The following is an 18,057-nucleotide window of genomic DNA, read 5'->3' on the forward strand; positions in this document are numbered from 1 at the left end:
GCGTTATGCTCACATTGAGCATTGTGGCCCAAATCATTGCCGACGCTGTCCGTTGCAAGCATAAAGCCGCCGCGCTACACCGCTGATATGACAAAGAAGCCTTCCGCTCCCGATATCCTGTGCATCGCAGTCGCCCAGTTGAACCCGACTGTCGGCGACATCGCCGGCAATCTCGCCAAGGCGCGTGAGGCCAGGGCAGATGCTGCCCGCCAGGGCGCCGACATCGTCCTGTTCACCGAGCTTTTCATCGTCGGGTATCCGCCCGAGGATCTCGTTTTGAAGCCGGCGCTGCTGGCTGCGTGCGAAAGGGCGGTAGAGGATCTTGCGAAGGATACCGCCGATGGTGGCCCCGGTGTCATCATCGGCACGCCGCTGAAGCGCAAGACCGGCACGCACAATTCGGTGATGGTGCTGGACGGCGGCAAGATCATCGCCGAGCGCTACAAGGTTGATTTGCCCAACTATGGCGAGTTCGACGAGAAGCGCGTGTTCCAGCCTGGTCCGGACATGCCCGGACCGGTGAATTTCCGCGGCGTGCGGCTCGGCCTTCCGATCTGCGAGGATATCTGGAACGATATGGCCGTGTGCGAGACGCTGGCCGAAAGCGGCGCGGAGCTGCTGCTGGTGATGAACGGCTCGCCCTATTATCGCGGCAAGGTGGATATCCGCCATCAGGTGGCGATCCGGCAGGTGATCGAGAGCGGTTTGCCGCTGCTATTCGCCAACCAGCTTGGCGGGCAGGACGAGCTGATCTTCGATGGTGCGTCTTTTGCCATCAACGCCGACAAGACGCTCGCCATGCAGATGTCGCAGTTCGAGGAGCAACTGGCGGTCACCACCTGGAAGCGTGGCGAAGCTGGATGGGCCTGCACCGGCGGGCCGATGTCGAAAATCCCCGAAAAGGAAGAGGCCGACTATCGCGCCTGCATGCTGGGCCTGCGTGACTATGTGAACAAGAACGGCTTCAAGAATGTCGTGCTCGGCATGTCGGGCGGCATCGATTCGGCCATTTGCGCCGCACTGGCCGTCGATGCGCTGGGCGAGGAACGGCTGCGCGCCGTCATGATGCCCTATCGCTATACGTCGAAGGATTCGCTGAAGGACGCCGAGGACTGCGCTCGCGCGCTCGGCTGCCGCTACGACATCGTGCCGATATTCGAGCCGGTCGAAGGCTTCCTTCACGCGCTCGAACAGATGTTCGAAGGCACCAAGGAAGGCATCACCGAGGAGAACCTGCAGAGCCGTGCGCGCGGCACGATCTTGATGGCGATCTCCAACAAGTTCGGGTCGATGGTGGTCACCACCGGCAACAAGTCGGAAATGTCGGTCGGCTACGCCACGCTATATGGCGACATGAATGGCGGCTTCAACCCGATCAAGGACCTCTACAAGATGCAGGTCTATGCGCTGGCCCGCTGGCGCAACGGCCATGTGCCGCCGACTGCACTCGGACCCTCGGGCGAAGTGATACCGGCAAACATCATCGACAAGGCGCCCTCGGCGGAACTGCGCGAAAACCAGACCGACCAGGATTCGCTGCCGCCTTATCCCGTGCTGGACGATATCCTCGAATGCCTTGTCGAGAATGAGATGGGCGTGGACGACATCGTCGCGCGCGGCCACGACCGTGACACCGTGCACCGCATCGAGCATCTGCTCTACATCGCCGAATACAAGCGGCGGCAGTCGGCACCGGGCGTGAAGATCACCAAGAAGAATTTCGGCCGCGACCGCCGCTATCCCATTACCAACCGGTACCGCGATCGGGGCTGATCAAAATGGCAGATGTCGAGATCAGCTTCGATCGCTCCCGGATCGATTTCCAGAAGACCTCGGAGATCATCAAGGAGAGCTACTGGGGCGAGGGCAGGACTGACGAAACACACCACCGTGCCTTCAACAATTCATTCTGTGCTGCTGCTTTCATAAATGGAGAGCAGGTCGGCTTCGCGCGCGTCGTCACCGACTATGCCTGCTTCGCCTATCTCTGCGACGTCATCATCTGGCCGGAGCGGCGCGGCGCAGGAATCGGCAAGAAGCTCATGGCGGCACTTCTCGCTCATCCTGATCTCGCAGCGGTTGGCAGCTGGAGCCTCCGAACCGGCGACGCGCACAAGCTTTACGAACAGTTCGGTTTCGTTACCTCGACGGATGGCATGTATATGCGGCTGGCACGAAAGCCTGCCTGACACACGCGGCTGTTGCAAAAGCGCCTCACCGTTTATGCCAGTTGCATTTTGCGACACGGCCTATCTTGGCGAAGACGCGGGCCTCACATATAAGCAAATTTCTGCGATTCCCTTTTGGGAGGGTGCGAATGCCAGGATTTGACAATTACATGCGAGGTCTTGAGGCCTAGGTCTGCGATGCTCCGTCGCCAAAGCTGATTGCTTGGCGGTTTGAAGCAAGTTCAGAGCCTGGCACTCTTCGATCTCGGTCGCCGCCCGCGTAACGCGGGCTTGCAGCCAAATTCGCTTCGTACCCGCATTCCGGACGTTTTGTCGTCCTTCGCGGTGTTTTCAAAACTGACTTTACTGGGATCGGGTGACGCTTTTCGCCCGAATGACATCATGGCTCGTTTTCGTATCGACTGGCGCGGCGGCGCTTTCCGCAGCGTCCTGGGCTTCACCGCCCGCCATTGGCAGCGTCAGCCTGTCCGCGTGACCGTCATCGCGGCTGCGGTTCTGGTTTCGACCATGGCCGACGTTCTGACGCCGCTCTTTTCCGGCCGTCTGGTCGACGCTGTCGCCAATGGCGCGGCGACGGATGTGGTTGCATGGAATGCCGCACTCGCGGCGTTCTTCACGCTGCTGGCGCTGGCGCTTGGCGCCATCGTCATGCGCCACATCGCCTTCATGGGTATCATCGACCTGACGTTGAACATGATGTCGGATATCGCGGCCGACGCGTTTAATCGCGTCCAGCGTTTCTCGACGGATTGGCATGCCAACAGCTTTGCCGGCTCGACCGTGCGCAAGGTGACGCGCGGCATGTGGGCGCTCGACCTGCTGAACGACACGATATTGGTGGCCTTGTTCCCGTCGCTCGTGATGCTCATCGGCTCGACGCTGCTGCTCGGCTGGTACTGGCCCATGATGGGCGTGATCATCGGTATCGGCTCGTTGATCTACATCGCAGTGACGGTATCGCTGTCGCTCGGCTATGTCGCGCCGGCTGCAAGCCTCGCCAATCGCTGGGACACGCGCCTTGGCGGGTCGCTGGCCGATGCGGTGAGCTGCAATTCCGTCGTCAAAGCTTTCGGCGCGGAAAGGCGCGAGGACGGCCGGCTCGCCAAGGTGACAGCCAAATGGCAGCATCGGACGCGGCGGACCTGGGTTCGCGGTACCATCAACGGCACGACGCAAGGTGCGACGCTGCTCGTGCTGCGGGCGGCGGTGATCGGCTTTGCCTTGCTGCTGTGGTCACGCGGGCAGGCGAGTGCAGGCGATATTACGTTCGTCCTGACCTCGTTCTTCGTGCTTCAGGGCTACCTGCGTGATGTCGGCATGCATGTTCGCAACCTCCAGCGCTCGGTCAACGATATGGAGGAACTGGTCGATATCCACGGTCAGCCCCTCGGCATCGAGGACAAGCCCTATGCCAAGCCCATTGAGATCACCGTCGGACGGATCGATTTCGAGAACGTCACCTTCCACTATGGAAATCACAGGCTGCCGCTCTACGAGAATTTCTCGGTGACGATCGCAGCCGGTGAGCGTGTCGGTCTCGTCGGCCATTCGGGATCGGGCAAGACGACCTTCGTCAAGCTGATCCAGCGGCTTTACGACGTCAGCGATGGCCGCATCGTGATCGATGGGCAGGATATTTCGCAGGTGACGCAGGCATCGCTGCGCCAGCAGATCGCCATCGTGCAGCAGGAGCCGATCCTGTTTCACAGGTCGCTTGCGGAAAACATCGCCTATGCACGTCCCGGTGCCTCGCAGGCCGAGATCGAGAATGCGGCAAGGCTTGCCAGCGCGCATGATTTCATCACTCGGCTGCCCAAGGGCTATGGCACGCTGGTGGGTGAACGCGGCGTGAAGCTGTCGGGCGGCGAACGCCAGCGCGTGGCGATTGCGCGGGCGTTCCTTGCCGATGCGCCGATCCTCATTCTGGACGAGGCAACCTCGAGCCTCGATTCGGAATCGGAGGTGCTGATCCAGCAGGCGATGGAGCGGCTGATGATCGGGCGCACGACGCTGGTCATCGCGCACCGGCTTTCGACGGTGCGCGCGCTCGACCGGCTGCTGGTGTTCGACAATGGCAAGATCGTGGAAGAGGGCGATCACCAGGCGCTTATCCGTCTGAAAGGCGGCATCTATCGCCGCCTGTTCGAACGGCAGGCGTTGGAACTGACCAAGGGCCTCGCGGTCTAAAGGGCCAAATCCGCCGGCTGCGCTTCTGCGTGGCCGGCGGGTGCAGTCTTGCCAAGGCCATATCCATCCGTTAACCGGGGAAAATGACAGTAACCGTTCGTTTTGCTCCGTCGCCGACAGGCCTTATCCATATCGGCAATGCCCGCACTGCGCTGTTCAACTGGCTGTTTGCCATGAAGAACGGCGGCCGCTTCATCCAGCGCTTCGACGATACCGACGTGCTGCGCTCGAAGCAGGAATATGCCGACGCCATCCTCTACGACCTGCATTGGCTTGGTATCTTTCCCGATGCCACCGACTATCAGTCGCGGCGCTTCGATGCCTATGACGCAGCCGTCGAGAAGTTGAAGGCTGCAGGCCTGCTCTATGCCTGCTACGAGACGTCGGAAGAGCTGGAGCTGAAACGCAAGATCCGCCTCTCCCGCAAGCTGCCGCCGGTCTATGGCCGCGAGGCGCTGAAGCTGACCGGCGAGGAACGCGAGGCGCTGGAGGCCGAAGGCCGCAAGCCGCATTGGCGTTTTCTGCTGCCGAATTTCAGGGACAATCCGTTCGAGACGGAACGCACCGAAATCCAGTGGGATGACGTGGTGCGCGGCGAAGAAACCGTCGATCTCGCTTCTCTTTCGGACCCGGTTCTGGTGCGTGAGGACGGCACATATCTCTATACGCTACCGTCCGTCGTCGACGATATCGACATGGGCGTGACCCATGTCATCCGCGGCGACGACCATGTCACCAATACAGGTGTGCAGATTGCGCTGTTCAAGGGGCTTGGCGCCGAGCCGCCGGCATTCGGGCACCATAATCTTTTGACGACGAGCACAGGCGAGGGGCTTTCGAAGCGCACCGGCGCGCTTTCGATCAGCAGCCTGCGCGAATCCGGTCTGGAGCCAATGGCGGTTGCCTCGCTTGCGGTTCTGATCGGCACGTCGGAGAACGTGACCGCCGTGCCCCATATGTCCGAGCTTGCAGAGCGGTTTGATCCGGCAGCCACGTCGAAGTCCGCGTCGAAATTCGACCCCGCTGAGCTCATCGTGCTCAATCGCGCGCTGCTTCATCAGCTGCCGTTCAACGAAGCGCAGGATCGACTTTCGGCGCTCGGCGTTTCCGGAGAAAAGGCCGAGCCTTTCTGGCTTGCCGTGCGCGGAAATCTTGAGAAGCTGGCGGATGCCGTCACCTGGTGGCGCATCGTCAATCAGGGCCCGGAAGAGCCCGTCGAACTCTCGGACAAGGACCGTGAATTCGTGAACCAGGCTTTCGACATGCTCCCCGAAGAGCCTTGGGACGGGTCGACCTGGAAGGCTTGGACCGGTGCCGTAAAAGAAGAAACCAAGCGCAAGGGCAAGACGTTGTTCATGCCTTTGCGGCTGGCGCTTACGGGACTTGCCTCTGGGCCGGAGCTCGCAGATTTATTGCCCCTTCTGGATCAGGCAAAAATACAGGCCCGACGACCCTGACCCTGCGGTTGGGGTCCAGCGGTGCTGCCTCGGACGGCTTTGTTTCTTCAGGTGTCGAAGTTTCCGATCCCAGCTTTTGAATGGAGCTTGCGTGGGTTTCCTGCACGGCAGGTGGCTCGACGGGCATGATCGATGGAGACGCGCTAGGTTCGGTCGAGGAGGTCGCCTCGCTTGACGGTGGCGGGTTTCCGGCAATCACCTCGAAATTCTTAGGCGCGTTGCAGCTGCAGCCTTCCGGCTTCGGTAGGCTTTCGCGCTTGTAGAGATAAGCAGCCGGCATCTCGGAATACGGCTTGCCGTTGACTGCGGAAACCATATCGGCCGACTCGTCGGTGATCTCGGGTGCCTCTTCGCCTTCCTTGACCTCCTGCACTGCCACAGGGCTGCTTTGATGGAAGAAGACCTGCATTTCGGCGCCCGGACACATCGCCTGGCAATTCTGCTGGTCGCGGGCGAATTCGCGCTTCGATGACGCAAACGACATCGGGAAATAATATCCGTCGCATGTGCGCACACAGACGGTTCGATACTGGCCGCTCGGCGTTTGCATGCCAGATGCTTGACTGGGCTTGGCGACCTGCCTGGCGGTACGCACTGGAGCGTTGTCGATTGTCTCGCGCCGCTCGACGGTCTCAACCTTTGGCTGCACGACCAGATAGTTGCCTCTATCCGAATTGTCCGTGCCAGGAGCAAATGGTTGACGCGCAACTACTTGATTGCGGCAGCCATTGGCATTGAGAGAAGCGAGGATGGTCACCCGCGACCTTCCGCCGCCACGTCCGGCAGACTGATCGCGCCTGCGCTGAAGTGTGTCGAGGTTGCGCTCCATCTTCTGGACGTTTGCGTTGATCCTGGCGCATTGCTGCACATTGCTGCCAAACAGGGAAAAACCGCAGCCGGCGGCGCGCGCATTGCTCTTCGCGGCAGCAAGCTGCTGACGTTGTTTGCTCAGGGCTGCATCGTATCTGCGAAATTGTGCAGAGCCGCCACCGCCTGAACCAGCGGACGCAAGCTCGGCCTCGAGCTGACGGCAAACGCGGGAACTGGCGGCCATCGCCGAAGTTGTGAAAAGGATCGAAGCCAAAGCGAACAGCGTCGCCAATGCACGTGCCAAACCGTTCAACCCGGCCATCAGGTGCCCCCCGAACGTTCGCTATGCCTGATCAAAGATTCCGCCGCTGATCAGGCGTCACTCCGTTACCACATATGAGGTTAACTGTTTATTTGCGTTTGGACAGTTGACCTTTTCGTGATCGCTTTAGTTGATGGCTTTCAACCTGCCTTGGCTATCGTTGCCTGAGCCTTTTGCGCTGCTTCCACCACTGCAAGCGCGGTCATGTTCACCACGCCGCGCGAGGTCACCGACGGCGTCAGGATATGCGCGGGTTGCTCGGTGCCGAGCAGGATCGGCCCGACATGCAGGGCGTCCGTCATCTGCTTCACCGTGGTCAGCGCGATGTTTGCGGAGTCGAGATTGGGGAAGACAAGGAGATTGGCTTCGCCCTTGAGCGTGGAATGCGGATAGACGCGTTGCCGCAAATGTTCCGACAAAGCGGAGTCGGCGTGCATTTCACCGTCGCTCTGCAGGTCGGGCGCGATCCTCTTCAGGATCGCTGCTGCCTCGCGCATCTTCAGTGCGCTCGGAGAATCGCGCGAGCCAAAATTCGAGTGCGACAGCAGTGCCGCCTTGGGCTCGATGCCGAAGCGGCGGATTTCCTCGGCCGCCAGTATGGTCATCTCGGCGATTTCCTCAGCGGTGGGATCAACCGTCACATAGGTATCGGTGAAGAAGGTAACGCCACGGCTCGAAATCAGCATCGACAGTGTGGAGAGATCACGGTCGCTGACGCCGGCGCGCGGTCCGATGATCAGTGTCACATTGCGCAAATGACGGGCAAATCGCCCTTCGAGGCCGCAGATCATGGCGTCGGCATCGCCGCGCCGCATGGCAAGTGCCGCGATGACCGTCGTATCCGTTCGGACCATGGTGCGCGCAGCTTCCTGGGTCACGCCGCGCCGGCCGGTGAGCTCGATCAGCTGATCGACATAGTCGCGGTAGCGCGGATCGTCCTCGGGGTTGATCAGTTCGAAATCCGTGCCGGGGCGAATGCGCAAGCCGTAGCGCCGCAACCGGACATCGATGACATTCGGGCGGCCAATAAGGATCGGCTCGGCAATGCCTTCCTCAAGCACCACCTGTGCGGCGCGCAGCACGCGCTCGTCTTCGCCGTCGGCATAGATGACGCGTTTGGCCGTCGACATCTTCGCAGTGGAAAACACCGGTTTCATGACAAGGCCGGAGCGGAAGACGAAGCGGTTGAGCCGGTCGATATAGGCCGGAAAATCGGTAATGGGTCGCGTTGCAACCCCGGTGTCGCAGGCAGCCTTTGCAACCGCCGGTGCGATTCTCAGGATCAGGCGCGGATCGAACGGCGAGGGGATCAGAAAATCGGGTCCGAAGACCGGCGTCTCGCCGGAATATGCACGCGCTGCGACGTCTGACGGTTCCTCGCGGGCAAGGGCTGCGATGGCGCGGACGGCGGCCATCTTCATGTTTTCATTGATAGCGCTGGCGCCGCAGTCGAGTGCACCGCGGAAGATGTAAGGAAAGCACAGTACGTTGTTGACCTGATTGGGGAAATCCGACCGACCGGTGCAGATCATGGCGTCCGGCCGCGCCGCGCGAGCGACTTCCGGCATGATCTCCGGCGTGGGGTTGGCAAGTGCCAGGACAAGCGGCTTGTCCGCCATGTGCTTCAGCAGTTCAGGCTTCAGAACGCCTGCAGCAGAGAGGCCGAGGAATACGTCCGCGCCGCCGATGACATCCTCAAGCGTGCGCGCATTGGTGTCCTTCACATAGGGGTCTTTCCAGCGGTCCATCTCGTCCAGCCGCCCCTTGTAGGCAACGCCGAAACGGTCGGTGACCCAGATGTTTTCCACCTTGGCGCCAAGCGAAACCAGGAGGTTGAGGCAGGCAAGCGCTGCCGCACCAGCACCCGACGTGACGATCTTGATGTCCTCGATCTTTTTGCCGGCGAATTCGAGACCGTTCAGCACCGCTGCCGCAACGATGATCGCGGTGCCGTGCTGGTCGTCGTGGAAGACCGGGATTTTCATCCTAGCCTTCAAACGCTCCTCCACCTCGAAGCACTCGGGAGCCTTGATGTCTTCGAGGTTGATGCCGCCGAAAGTCGGCTCAAGTGCCGAAATGGTCTCGACCATGCGGTCGATCTCAGGCGCGTCGATCTCGATGTCGAACACATCGATGCCGGCGAATTTCTTGAACAGGACGGCCTTGCCTTCCATCACCGGCTTGGAGGCGAGGGGACCGATATTGCCCAGGCCGAGCACGGCAGTGCCGTTCGAGACCACGCCGACCAGATTGGCGCGCGCGGTATAGTCCGCAGCCGTTGCGGGATCGTCCCTGATCGCGAGGCACGGTGCGGCGACGCCTGGCGAATAGGCCAGCGCCAGGTCGCGCTGATTGCCTAGGGGCTTGGTTGCCTGGATCTCCAGCTTTCCCGGCACCGGGTATTTATGGAAATACAGCGCCGCCTCTTCGAAATCGGAACGCGCCGCATCGTTGTTTTTTTCGTTGTCCATGGTTGCGGTTTAACCCCGTATTCGATCGTTTCGACTGTGTTTTATCATGCGATTCCGGTTTTTCGAGGCGGTCCGTGAACGAAAATAACTGGAATCGGGAAGATCCCATGATTCCAGTTACTTGCCGTCAGAATCTCGCGAAATGAATCGGCTGGTGAATTCCCCCTAGAAGGCGCTCACATAGAGCCCGCCATCGACGGGTATGTTCTGCCCGGTGAGATAACCCGCGTGAACCGAGCAGAGAAAGGCGCAGATCTGGCCGAACTCTTCCGGCGTGCCGAGGCGTTTGGCCGGAACGTCGGCGCTGATACGCGTCTTGCGCTCACGTGATGCTTCGGGCGACTCGACGCTGCCTGGCTCGTGCGGGCCACGAAGCCGGTCTGTGTCGAGCTTGCCCGGAAGCATGTTGTTGATGGTCACGTTGCGGTCGGCAACCGTGCGGGCAACGCCAGCCAGGAACGATGTCAGGCCGGCACGCGCGCCCGACGACAGATCAAGGCCGGGAATCGGCACATAGACCGACAGCGACGTGATGTTGACGATACGGCCGAAACCGCGCTCGGCCATGCCCCCGACCACGGACTGGATGAGCTCGATCGGCGTGATCATGTTGTTGACGACGCCGTCGAGCATTTTCTGCCGGTCGAGTTCCTTGAAGTCGCGGAAGGGCGGCCCGCCATTGTTGTTGACCAGAATGTCGGGTGCGGGGGCTGCCGCCAGCAATTGCTTCTGAACCTCCGGGTCGGAAACGCTGCCCGGAACTTCGATAACCTTCACGCCAAAGCGGTCGCGAATCTCCTGCGCGGTTTTTGCCAGGATCGCCGCGTCGCGTCCGTTGACGACAAGATCGCAGCCGGCTTCCGCCAAGGCGATAGCGCAGCCGCGTCCCAACCCGCGACTTGATGCGCAGACGATCGCTGTCTTTCCCCGAATGCCGAGATCCATGATGTGCTTTCTCCGATTTGCAGGCGGCCAACCTATCGCGCCGGTGACGCAGACCGCAACCGTCATACGCCTGTTGCATGAATCGGGGCATAGGCTGCGCGACAGCAACGGAACAGAACCCATGTCCGGCGAAGCACCTCGCGCATTCCGCACCCTGTTCATTTCTGACGTCCATCTGGGCTCCAAGCCGGCCAAGGCTGAGTTCCTGATCGATTTCCTGCGCCATCACGAGGCGGAGACCATCTATCTCGTTGGCGACATCGTCGACGGCTGGCGGCTGCGCCGGTCGTGGCACTGGCCGCAGACCCACAATGATGTCGTCCAGAAACTGCTGCGGCAGGCCCGCAAGGGTACCAACATCATCTACATCGCCGGAAACCACGACGAGTTCCTGCGCATGTTCCAGGGCGTGCATTTTGGCGGCATCGTCGTTGCCGACCGCGCCATTCACGAGGCTGCGGACGGCAAGCGCTATCTCGTCATTCACGGCGACCAGTTCGACACGATCGTTCACAATGCCCGCTGGCTCGCCTATCTCGGCGACAAGGCCTACGACATGGCCATCATCGTCAACCGGGTCGTCTCGCGGGCGCGGCGTCTGTTCGGCATGCCGTACTGGTCGTTCTCGTCCTGGGCCAAGGTCAAGGTCAAGAAGGCGGTGAATTTCATCGGCGCCTTCCAGGACGTCCTGACCGAGGAAGCGCGCCGTTCGGATGTCGATGGCGTCATCTGTGGTCATATCCATCACGCGGTGATCGAGGATTTCGGCGACGTGCGGTACATCAATACGGGCGATTGGGTTGAAAGCTGCACAGCGGTGGTGGAGCATTTCGACGGTTCGATGGAAATCCTGTGGTGGCCGCAGGTTCAGGCAAAAGCTCCGGCCGCCGAAACAACTTTTGTGCCGACGGTAATCGAAGGCGGCGGCGTCAAGGCAGCCTGACGGGCAATCGACCATGTTTAGAGATCTGGCAGACGGGCGCCGCAAGCGCGCCGAAGGCTTGCCACTGCATGCTCCGGCGTCATCGATGACGCCGCAACCGGCAAGCAGGCGCGCCATGCGACTTGGCGTGCTCGGCAATCATCAGGGCCACCAGCCGGCAGTGCGGAACGCTGCAGCGCAGCCAATGGTTTTGCCGCGGAGCCATAAGCGCCTGGCGCAGGAAATGGCTGGACCAGGACGTTTCGCAGCCATCCTCACCGTGTTAAGTGAGCCAGCTACGCGGCTGAATCTTTTCGCATGAGTCGCGCTACCTGGACTGCGCGCCCTCAATGTCATTGCCGCCGCTCTCGCCTGAACAGCTCGTCAAGCCGCGTCATTTCGAACTGCGCATTTCGCTGATCTTTGCGGCTCTTTTCATTCCGCAGGGCGTGCATCTTCCTTATTTCCCGTTGTGGCTGGAGGCAAAAGGCTTCGACGCGGAGAAGATCGCCATCATCCTTGCCGCACCGATGTTCCTGCGCGTCGTCACCACGCCGTTCATCTCGGCCATGGCCGATGAGGCGAAGGATCGCGCCAATGTGCTGATCGTGATGGTTGCGGCGGCGCTGCTGATCTCGGCGGGCTATTTTTTGCCACCCACCTATGTGACCGTGCTCGGCGTTTCGCTTGCGCTGGCGGTGGCATGGACGCCGCATGCGCCTCTTACCGATTCATTGGCGCTTTCAGGCGTCAGGCGTTTCGGTTCTACCTATGCCAATATGCGAATCTGGGGCTCGGCGGCCTTTCTCGGCGCCAATCTTGCCGGTGGGGCGATCCTGTCGTTTACGGGTGCTGAGGCCGTGCCGGTGATGATTTCCATCGGGTTGGTTGGAATCCTGGCAGTATCGTTCATTGCTCCCCGTATCGGGCGGCCACGGCGCGCATCCCCGCTCTCTGCGGTCGATATTCAGGAATCGGCGCCAAAGCTTCTCAACCGCTATTTCGTGTTCTTCGTCGTTGGAGCCGGCATCATCGTTGCCAGCCACGGCTTTCTCTACAGCTTCATCTCCATTTATTGGAAATCGATCGGCATCAACGACACGGTGATCGGCTTGCTGTGGGCCTCTGCGGTTGTGGCCGAAGTCGGCATGTTCATGATCTTCACGCGCATCTTCGGCAGGATGCGGCCGCCGACGCTGCTTCTGATGGCGGGGTTGGCGGCGATTGTCCGCTGGCTTGCCTTTCCGCTGATCTGGCCGCTGGGGCTTGGCGTCGGCGGCTTCTTCGCCGTCCAGTCGCTTCATGCCTTTTCCACGGCTCTCATCCTGATCGGCGTGCAAAAGCTGATTGCCGAAACCGTGGCGGAGGAGCGCACCGGGGCCGCCCAGGGCATTGCCTTCTTCGCAAACGGCCTTTCGATGGCGACAGTGACGCTGGTTTCCGGACCGCTTTACGGACGCCTCGGCATTGGCGGCTTCTACGTTATGGCTGCGGTTGCGATGGTTGGACTGGTCTTCATAGCGCTTGCGGCAAAATCAGCCCCAGAGCGCCGCATCCGGCGGTGAGACCTCAGAACCCCGGTAAAGCAGTCCGGGCTCCCGGTCGCGCGCCAGAAGCAGGGGACCGTCGAGGTCGACGAAGTCTGCGCTCTGCGCCAGAAGCACAGCCGGCGCCATAGCCAGCGATGTTCCGACCATGCAGCCGACCATGATCGAGAAGCCCAGGTCCTTGGCGCGGTCGCGCAGCGCCAATGCAGCGGTCAGGCCGCCGGCCTTGTCGAGCTTGATGTTGATCGCGTCGTAGAGGCCGGCGAGTTTTTCGAGATCGTCGACGCCATGCACGCTCTCATCGGCGCATAGCGGGACGAGGTGAGGAACCTGGCGCAAAATGCCATCCTTGCCGACCGGTAATGGCTGCTCGATTAGCGCGATACCGAGTTTGGCTGCAGCGGCAAGGTTTTCGCGGATGTTCTCGTCCGTCCAGCCTTCATTGGCATCGAGGATGATTCGGCTGTTGGGTGCTGCTTCGGTGACGGCGCGAATGCGGGCAATGTCGTTGTCGCCGCCGATCTTGACCTTTAACAGCGGTCGGCCGGCATTCTCGCGCGCCTGCGCCGCCATGGCTTCGGGCGTTCCGAGAGACAAAGTGTAAGCGGTTTCGAGCGATGTCGGCGGGGTCTGAGAAAGCTCCCGCCACACCGGGTTGCCCGACGTCTTGGCCTCCAGATCCCACAGCGCGCAATCCACCGCATTGCGGGCGGCACCTGCCGGCATCGCATCGATAAGTGCCTTGCGACCCATGCCTGCCGCTATTGCGGGCGCGATTGCCTCAATAGCATCACGAACGCCTTCCATGGTCTCGCCATAACGCTTGTAGGGAACGCATTCGCCCCGCCCGACGAAACTACCATCCGATATCGTGCAGACGATGACTTCCGCTTCGGTCTTTGAACCGCGCGAGATTGTGAAGGTGCCGGCGATCGGAAATCGCTCGGCATTGACCGAAAGGACACGCGCCATATTTTTCTTCTCCGCCAGTCGGTGCAGCACAGTTCGAGAAAGTGACAGACTCTGAATGACGGGATAAGACAGGCCGCAATGTTGTTCAATGGCGGCAAGGAAACGAGCGCAATAGAGGAGGCCGGTCCCCGCATCACGGAGACGGGGAAAGGCGACGCATTGTCCTACGCCTTGTCCGGAGCCTGGACAACGCGCACCGTCGCCTTGATAGACGCCGATGTGCGAAAGATCGAAGCCCGGAAGGGCGCGGGCGCAATGACGCTCGATCTTTCCGGCATCGAAAGGATCGATACCGCCGGTGCCTGGCTGGTCGACCGGCTTATCAGATCGGCTGAGGCGCAAGGCACGAGCGCGAAGCTGGAAGGCGAGAGCGAAGTCGCGTCCATCCTGCTCGGGGCGATCCGCGAGGCCTCCGACAAGGCCGGTGACGATGCCGTAGCAACCCGCCCGAACTTTATCATCGCGATACTCGAAAACATCGGCCGCGGCGTCTACGCCATGCTGGACGATTTCCTTGCGGCGATGAGCATTCTCGGCTCGACGATCCGCGGCGCCCAGATGAAGCTCGGGCGCGGGCATGGCGTCAATCTGGCGGCGATCTTCAACCAGATCGATCGCATGGGCGTGGGCGCGATCCCCGTCGTGGTGCTGATGTCTGCCATTGTCGGCGCCATCGTCGCCCAGCAGGGCGCGTTCCAGCTTCGCTATTTCGGCGCCGACATCTTCGTCGTCGATCTGGTCGGCATCCTGGTCTTGCGCGAGCTGGGCGTGCTGATGACGGCGATCATGGTCGCTGGCCGCTCCGGCAGCGCGATTACCGCCGAAATCGGCTCCATGAAGATGCGCGAGGAAGTGGACGCGCTGAAGGTGATCGGCCTCAATCCGGTCGGCGTGCTGGTGTTTCCGCGCCTGGTCGCGCTCGTGATCGCCTTGCCGTGCCTGACGATCGCCGCGAATTTCGCGGCACTCGGCGGTGCCATTCTCGTGTCGTGGCTCTATTCCGATATTTCACCGGCCGCGTTCGTTGACCGGCTGCGTCTCAGCATCGACCTCAGCACCATTTTTGCCGGGCTGATCAAGGCGCCGTTCATGGCGATGATCATCGGCATTCTCGCGTCGGTCGAAGGTCTGAAAGTCGGCGGCAGCGCCGAATCGCTCGGCCAGCACGTAACTGCCTCTGTGGTGAAATCCATCTTCATCGTCGTCATTCTTGACGGGATGTTCGCGATCTTCTTTGCGGCCATCGATTTTTAAGGGATGGCGATGACGCGCGAAAACTCGACCAGGGAGAACGGGGACGCTGCGGCGCCGACCGACGATATCGTGCTGTCGGCGCGCGACATCACCGTCGGCTTCGGCGACAAGATCGTGCTTGAAAATCTGTCGCTCGACATAAGGCGCGGCGAGATTCTTGGCTTTGTCGGCGCTTCGGGCGCGGGCAAGTCGGTTCTGCTGCGCACCGTGCTGGGGCTGAACCAGAAGCGCTCAGGAACGATCAAGCTTTTCGGCGTCGACGTCGACAAGGCAAGCGATGCCGATCGCATGAAGCTGGACATGCGCATGGGCGTGCTGTTCCAGCAAGGCGCGCTGTTTTCGGCGCTTACGGTGCTGGAAAATGTACAGGTGCCGATGCGTGAATATCTCGACCTGCCGAAGCGGCTGATGGACGAACTGGCGCTGCTCAAGATCGAGCTTGTCGGCCTGCCGCGGGACGCAGCAGGCAAATTCCCGTCCGAACTTTCTGGCGGCATGATCAAGCGGGCAGCACTCGCGCGTGCATTGGCGCTGGACCCGGATCTCGTCTTCCTCGACGAGCCGACCTCCGGACTTGATCCTATTGGTGCTGCCGATTTCGACGAACTTGTCGCCAAATTGCGCGACACGATGGGCTTGACCGTCTACATGGTGACTCACGATCTCGACAGCCTGTTTGCGGTGTGTGACCGAATTGCCGTACTTGGCAAGAAAAGGGTTCTGGTGGAAGGGACGATCCAGAACATGCTTGAAAGCGACGAGCCGTGGGTCAAGTCTTACTTTCGAGGCAAGCGCGCACGGCAGATCGATATGGCTGCAAGGGCATAAAGTAAAAGGCGGGAATGGAAACCAGAGCCAACTACGTCGTCGTCGGAATTTTCACGCTTGTTGCGGTGCTCGCGGCCTTTGCATTCGTCTATTGGACGGCGGCGGTCGGCGATCGCGGCGAGACGTCGATGCTGCGCGTGCGCATTCCGGGTTCGGCTTCCGGGCTGGGCCGCGGAAGCCAGGTGCTGTTCAACGGCGTGAAGGTTGGCGACGTGCGGCGGGTGTTTCTCGATGTCGATAATCCAACGGTTGCCATTGCCGATACTGAAATCGATAGGGCAACGCCGATCACAAAGTCGACCCAGGCCGATATCGGTCTCGCCGGCCTTACCGGCCAGGCCAATATCGAGCTGAAGGGAGCGGACAAATCGGAAGCGAACCTGCTTGACGAGGCGGAAGCCTCTGGAAAGATGGCCGAAATCACCGCCAATCCTTCTGCGGTGACCAATCTGCTTCAGACGGCGCAGGATATCTTCAAGCGCGCCGACAATGTGCTGTCCCAGCTTGAGGGCTTCACCAGCGACGTGCGCGGTCCGTTGACCGATACGGTGAAAAACGCGCAGAAATTCTCGGACGCGCTCGGGCGCAACGCCGCTGGGGTCGACAAGTTTCTCGACAGCGTTTCCAAGCTCTCGGAAGAACTGGCCGGCGTTTCAGGCAAGCTGGACGGTACGCTCAAGGCTGCCGAAGACATACTGAAGGCCGTCGACAAGGACAAGGTTTCGTCCATTGTCGCCAATGTGGAGACCTTCACCAAGAGCCTTAGCGAGAACAGCAAGCAGTTCGACAAGATCATTGCTGGCGTCGACACTGCGGTCGCTTCGATCAATGATTTCGCGCAGAAGACCAGTGGCACGGTGGGCAAGGTCGACAAGATTCTGGAGGGCGTAGACCCGGCGACCGTACGCTCGGCACTCGGCAATATCGAGATGGCCAGCCGCGACGCGAAGACCGCGGCGGCGGACGTGTCGAAGGTGACCGAGAGGTTCAGCCGCCGCACCGACGATATCGACCAGATGATCAGCGATGCCGGCCAGTTGACGCAGCGCCTCAACGCCGCCTCCGTGCGCATCGACGGCGTCCTGGCCAAGGTCGACAGCCTGTTGGGCTCGGGTGAGGCTCAAGGCGTGATGGCTGATGCCAGCGCGACGCTGAAATCCTTCCGCCAGGTAGCCGACACGCTGAACGCACGCCTCGGCGTCATCACCGAAGGGCTCGCACGGTTTTCGGGGCAGGGATTGCGGGATGTCGACTCGCTGGTGCGCGACAGCCGCCGCTCCATCAATCGGATCGAGCAGGCCATCAGCGATCTGGAAAAGAATCCGCAGCGCATCATTACAGGTGGCGACGGGGCTGTCCGTCAGTACGACGGGCGGACACGACGTTGAGATCGGTGAGCGTATATGATGAAACAGTTCGCCGAAGGGAAGAAATCCGCCGATCGCGGCAAGGGTTGGGGAAATTTCGGACAGGATCTGCCGTGAAGACAGTTAAGCTGATGTCTGGTGCTGCCATTATCGCCGCGGCACTTTCGGGATGCGCGCTCCTGCCCGGGGGAGGCCCTGCGCCGCTTGATACCTATGAATTGTCCGCACCGGCCAGCCAAACGCAGAAAGCGCGCAACCGCACGCAAATTCTGATTGCCGAGCCATCGGCCCTGAAGGCGCTGGATGGCGAAAACATCGTCATAAAGCCGGCTCCCGGCGTGATCCAGTTTCTGAAAGGCGCGCAATGGGCCGATCGGCTGCCGAAGATCGTGCAGGCCCGGCTGGCTGAGACGTTCCAGCGTTCGGGCAGTTTTGCCGGCGTCGGATTGCCGGGCGAGGGACTGGCGATTGACTATCAGGTCATAGCCGAGGTTCGGGCCTTCGAAGTGCGCGTTGACGGTGGATCGCACGCCGAGGTCGAGCTTTTCGTGCGACTGCTCAACGACCGCAACGGCACTGTGCGGGCTTCGCGGATATTCGAGGCCAGCGCACCGGTTTCGGGTAGCGGCAACGACGCCTATGTCCGGGCATTGAACAGCGCTTTCGGCCAGGCCGCGAGCGATATCGTCAAATGGACCGATTCCGAGATCTGATCACCGGTATGCGGGTGTCTCAGGACAAATAAAAGGGCGGGAAATTCCCGCCCTTTTATTTGTCTGTATGCCT

At 60.9% G+C, this 18,057-nt stretch carries 14 protein-coding genes; 10 read left to right on the plus strand and 4 right to left on the minus strand.

All coding sequences use genetic code 11. The features are described from left to right. Nucleotides 1–87 precede the first annotated feature (87 nt). The 4 genes from DZG07_RS12295 (at nt 88) to gltX (ending at nt 5,833) form a co-directional block, all read left to right on the plus strand. On the plus strand, nt 88–1,773 hold the full coding sequence (locus tag DZG07_RS12295; RefSeq protein WP_119821669.1) for an NAD+ synthase: 1,686 nt from the start codon (nt 88–90) through the stop codon (nt 1,771–1,773). Between the two features lie 5 nt (nt 1,774–1,778). Next, complete coding sequence (locus tag DZG07_RS12300) at nt 1,779–2,189, plus strand: GNAT family N-acetyltransferase (protein ID WP_119817437.1); 411 nt, start codon at nt 1,779–1,781, stop codon at nt 2,187–2,189. 381 nt (nt 2,190–2,570) lie between these two features. After that, nucleotides 2,571–4,376: an ABC transporter ATP-binding protein gene (locus DZG07_RS12305; RefSeq protein WP_119817440.1), complete on the plus strand. Its 1,806-nt coding sequence runs from the start codon at nt 2,571–2,573 to the stop codon at nt 4,374–4,376. A gap of 83 nt (nt 4,377–4,459) precedes the next feature. Then, nucleotides 4,460–5,833 carry a glutamate--tRNA ligase gene (gene gltX / locus DZG07_RS12310; protein ID WP_119817443.1) on the plus strand — a complete coding sequence of 458 codons (1,374 nt, stop codon included), beginning with the start codon at nt 4,460–4,462 and terminating at the stop codon, nt 5,831–5,833. Here the strand turns inward: gltX and DZG07_RS12315 are convergent. The 3 genes from DZG07_RS12315 to DZG07_RS12325 all read right to left on the minus strand — a co-directional run bounded on the left by DZG07_RS12315 (nt 5,751) and on the right by DZG07_RS12325 (nt 10,381). Next, nucleotides 5,751–6,965, minus strand: a complete 1,215-nt coding sequence (locus DZG07_RS12315) for a DUF2865 domain-containing protein (protein WP_119817446.1) — start codon at nt 6,963–6,965, stop codon at nt 5,751–5,753. The two genes, gltX and DZG07_RS12315, sit on opposite strands and share 83 nt — an antisense overlap. Nucleotides 6,966–7,105: 140 nt before the next feature. Continuing rightward, nucleotides 7,106–9,436 (minus strand): NADP-dependent malic enzyme, encoded by a 2,331-nt coding sequence (locus DZG07_RS12320; protein WP_119817449.1) that lies wholly within the window; start codon nt 9,434–9,436, stop codon nt 7,106–7,108. A 165-nt stretch (nt 9,437–9,601) separates the two neighbouring features. Beyond that, complete coding sequence (locus DZG07_RS12325; RefSeq protein WP_119817452.1) at nt 9,602–10,381, minus strand: SDR family oxidoreductase; 780 nt, start codon at nt 10,379–10,381, stop codon at nt 9,602–9,604. A gap of 121 nt (nt 10,382–10,502) precedes the next feature. On the opposite strand from DZG07_RS12325, the gene DZG07_RS12330 reads away from it, so the two are divergent. Then, nucleotides 10,503–11,324 carry a UDP-2,3-diacylglucosamine diphosphatase gene (locus DZG07_RS12330; protein ID WP_091912869.1) on the plus strand — a complete coding sequence of 274 codons (822 nt, stop codon included), beginning with the start codon at nt 10,503–10,505 and terminating at the stop codon, nt 11,322–11,324. A gap of 329 nt (nt 11,325–11,653) precedes the next feature. Continuing rightward, entirely contained in the window at nt 11,654–12,868 is a 1,215-nt protein-coding gene (locus DZG07_RS12335; RefSeq protein WP_119817455.1) for an MFS transporter, read from the plus strand. Here DZG07_RS12335 and dgcA read toward each other — a convergent pair. Then, a complete protein-coding gene (gene dgcA / locus DZG07_RS12340) occupies nt 12,839–13,822 on the minus strand; it encodes an N-acetyl-D-Glu racemase DgcA (protein ID WP_119821671.1) in 984 nt (327 codons plus the stop codon). The genes DZG07_RS12335 and dgcA overlap by 30 nt on opposite strands. Nucleotides 13,823–13,900: 78 nt before the next feature. Between dgcA and DZG07_RS12345 the strand changes: the two genes are divergently transcribed. From DZG07_RS12345 to DZG07_RS12360, 4 genes are all read left to right on the plus strand, one after another. Continuing rightward, nucleotides 13,901–15,076: an ABC transporter permease gene (locus DZG07_RS12345; protein ID WP_119817457.1), complete on the plus strand. Its 1,176-nt coding sequence runs from the start codon at nt 13,901–13,903 to the stop codon at nt 15,074–15,076. Between the two features lie 3 nt (nt 15,077–15,079). After that, the gene (locus DZG07_RS12350; RefSeq protein ID WP_162931610.1) at nt 15,080–15,904 is read left to right on the plus strand and encodes an ABC transporter ATP-binding protein; all 825 of its coding nucleotides are present in this window, start codon (nt 15,080–15,082) and stop codon (nt 15,902–15,904) included. A 14-nt stretch (nt 15,905–15,918) separates the two neighbouring features. Continuing rightward, on the plus strand, nt 15,919–17,292 hold the full coding sequence (locus tag DZG07_RS12355; protein ID WP_091912682.1) for an MlaD family protein: 1,374 nt from the start codon (nt 15,919–15,921) through the stop codon (nt 17,290–17,292). A gap of 110 nt (nt 17,293–17,402) precedes the next feature. Then, complete coding sequence (locus DZG07_RS12360) at nt 17,403–17,984, plus strand: ABC-type transport auxiliary lipoprotein family protein (protein WP_119817460.1); 582 nt, start codon at nt 17,403–17,405, stop codon at nt 17,982–17,984. Nucleotides 17,985–18,057 lie beyond the last annotated feature (73 nt).

This window comes from Mesorhizobium sp. DCY119, assembly GCF_003590645.1.
In the GTDB taxonomy this organism is placed as follows: domain Bacteria; phylum Pseudomonadota; class Alphaproteobacteria; order Rhizobiales; family Rhizobiaceae; genus Mesorhizobium_M.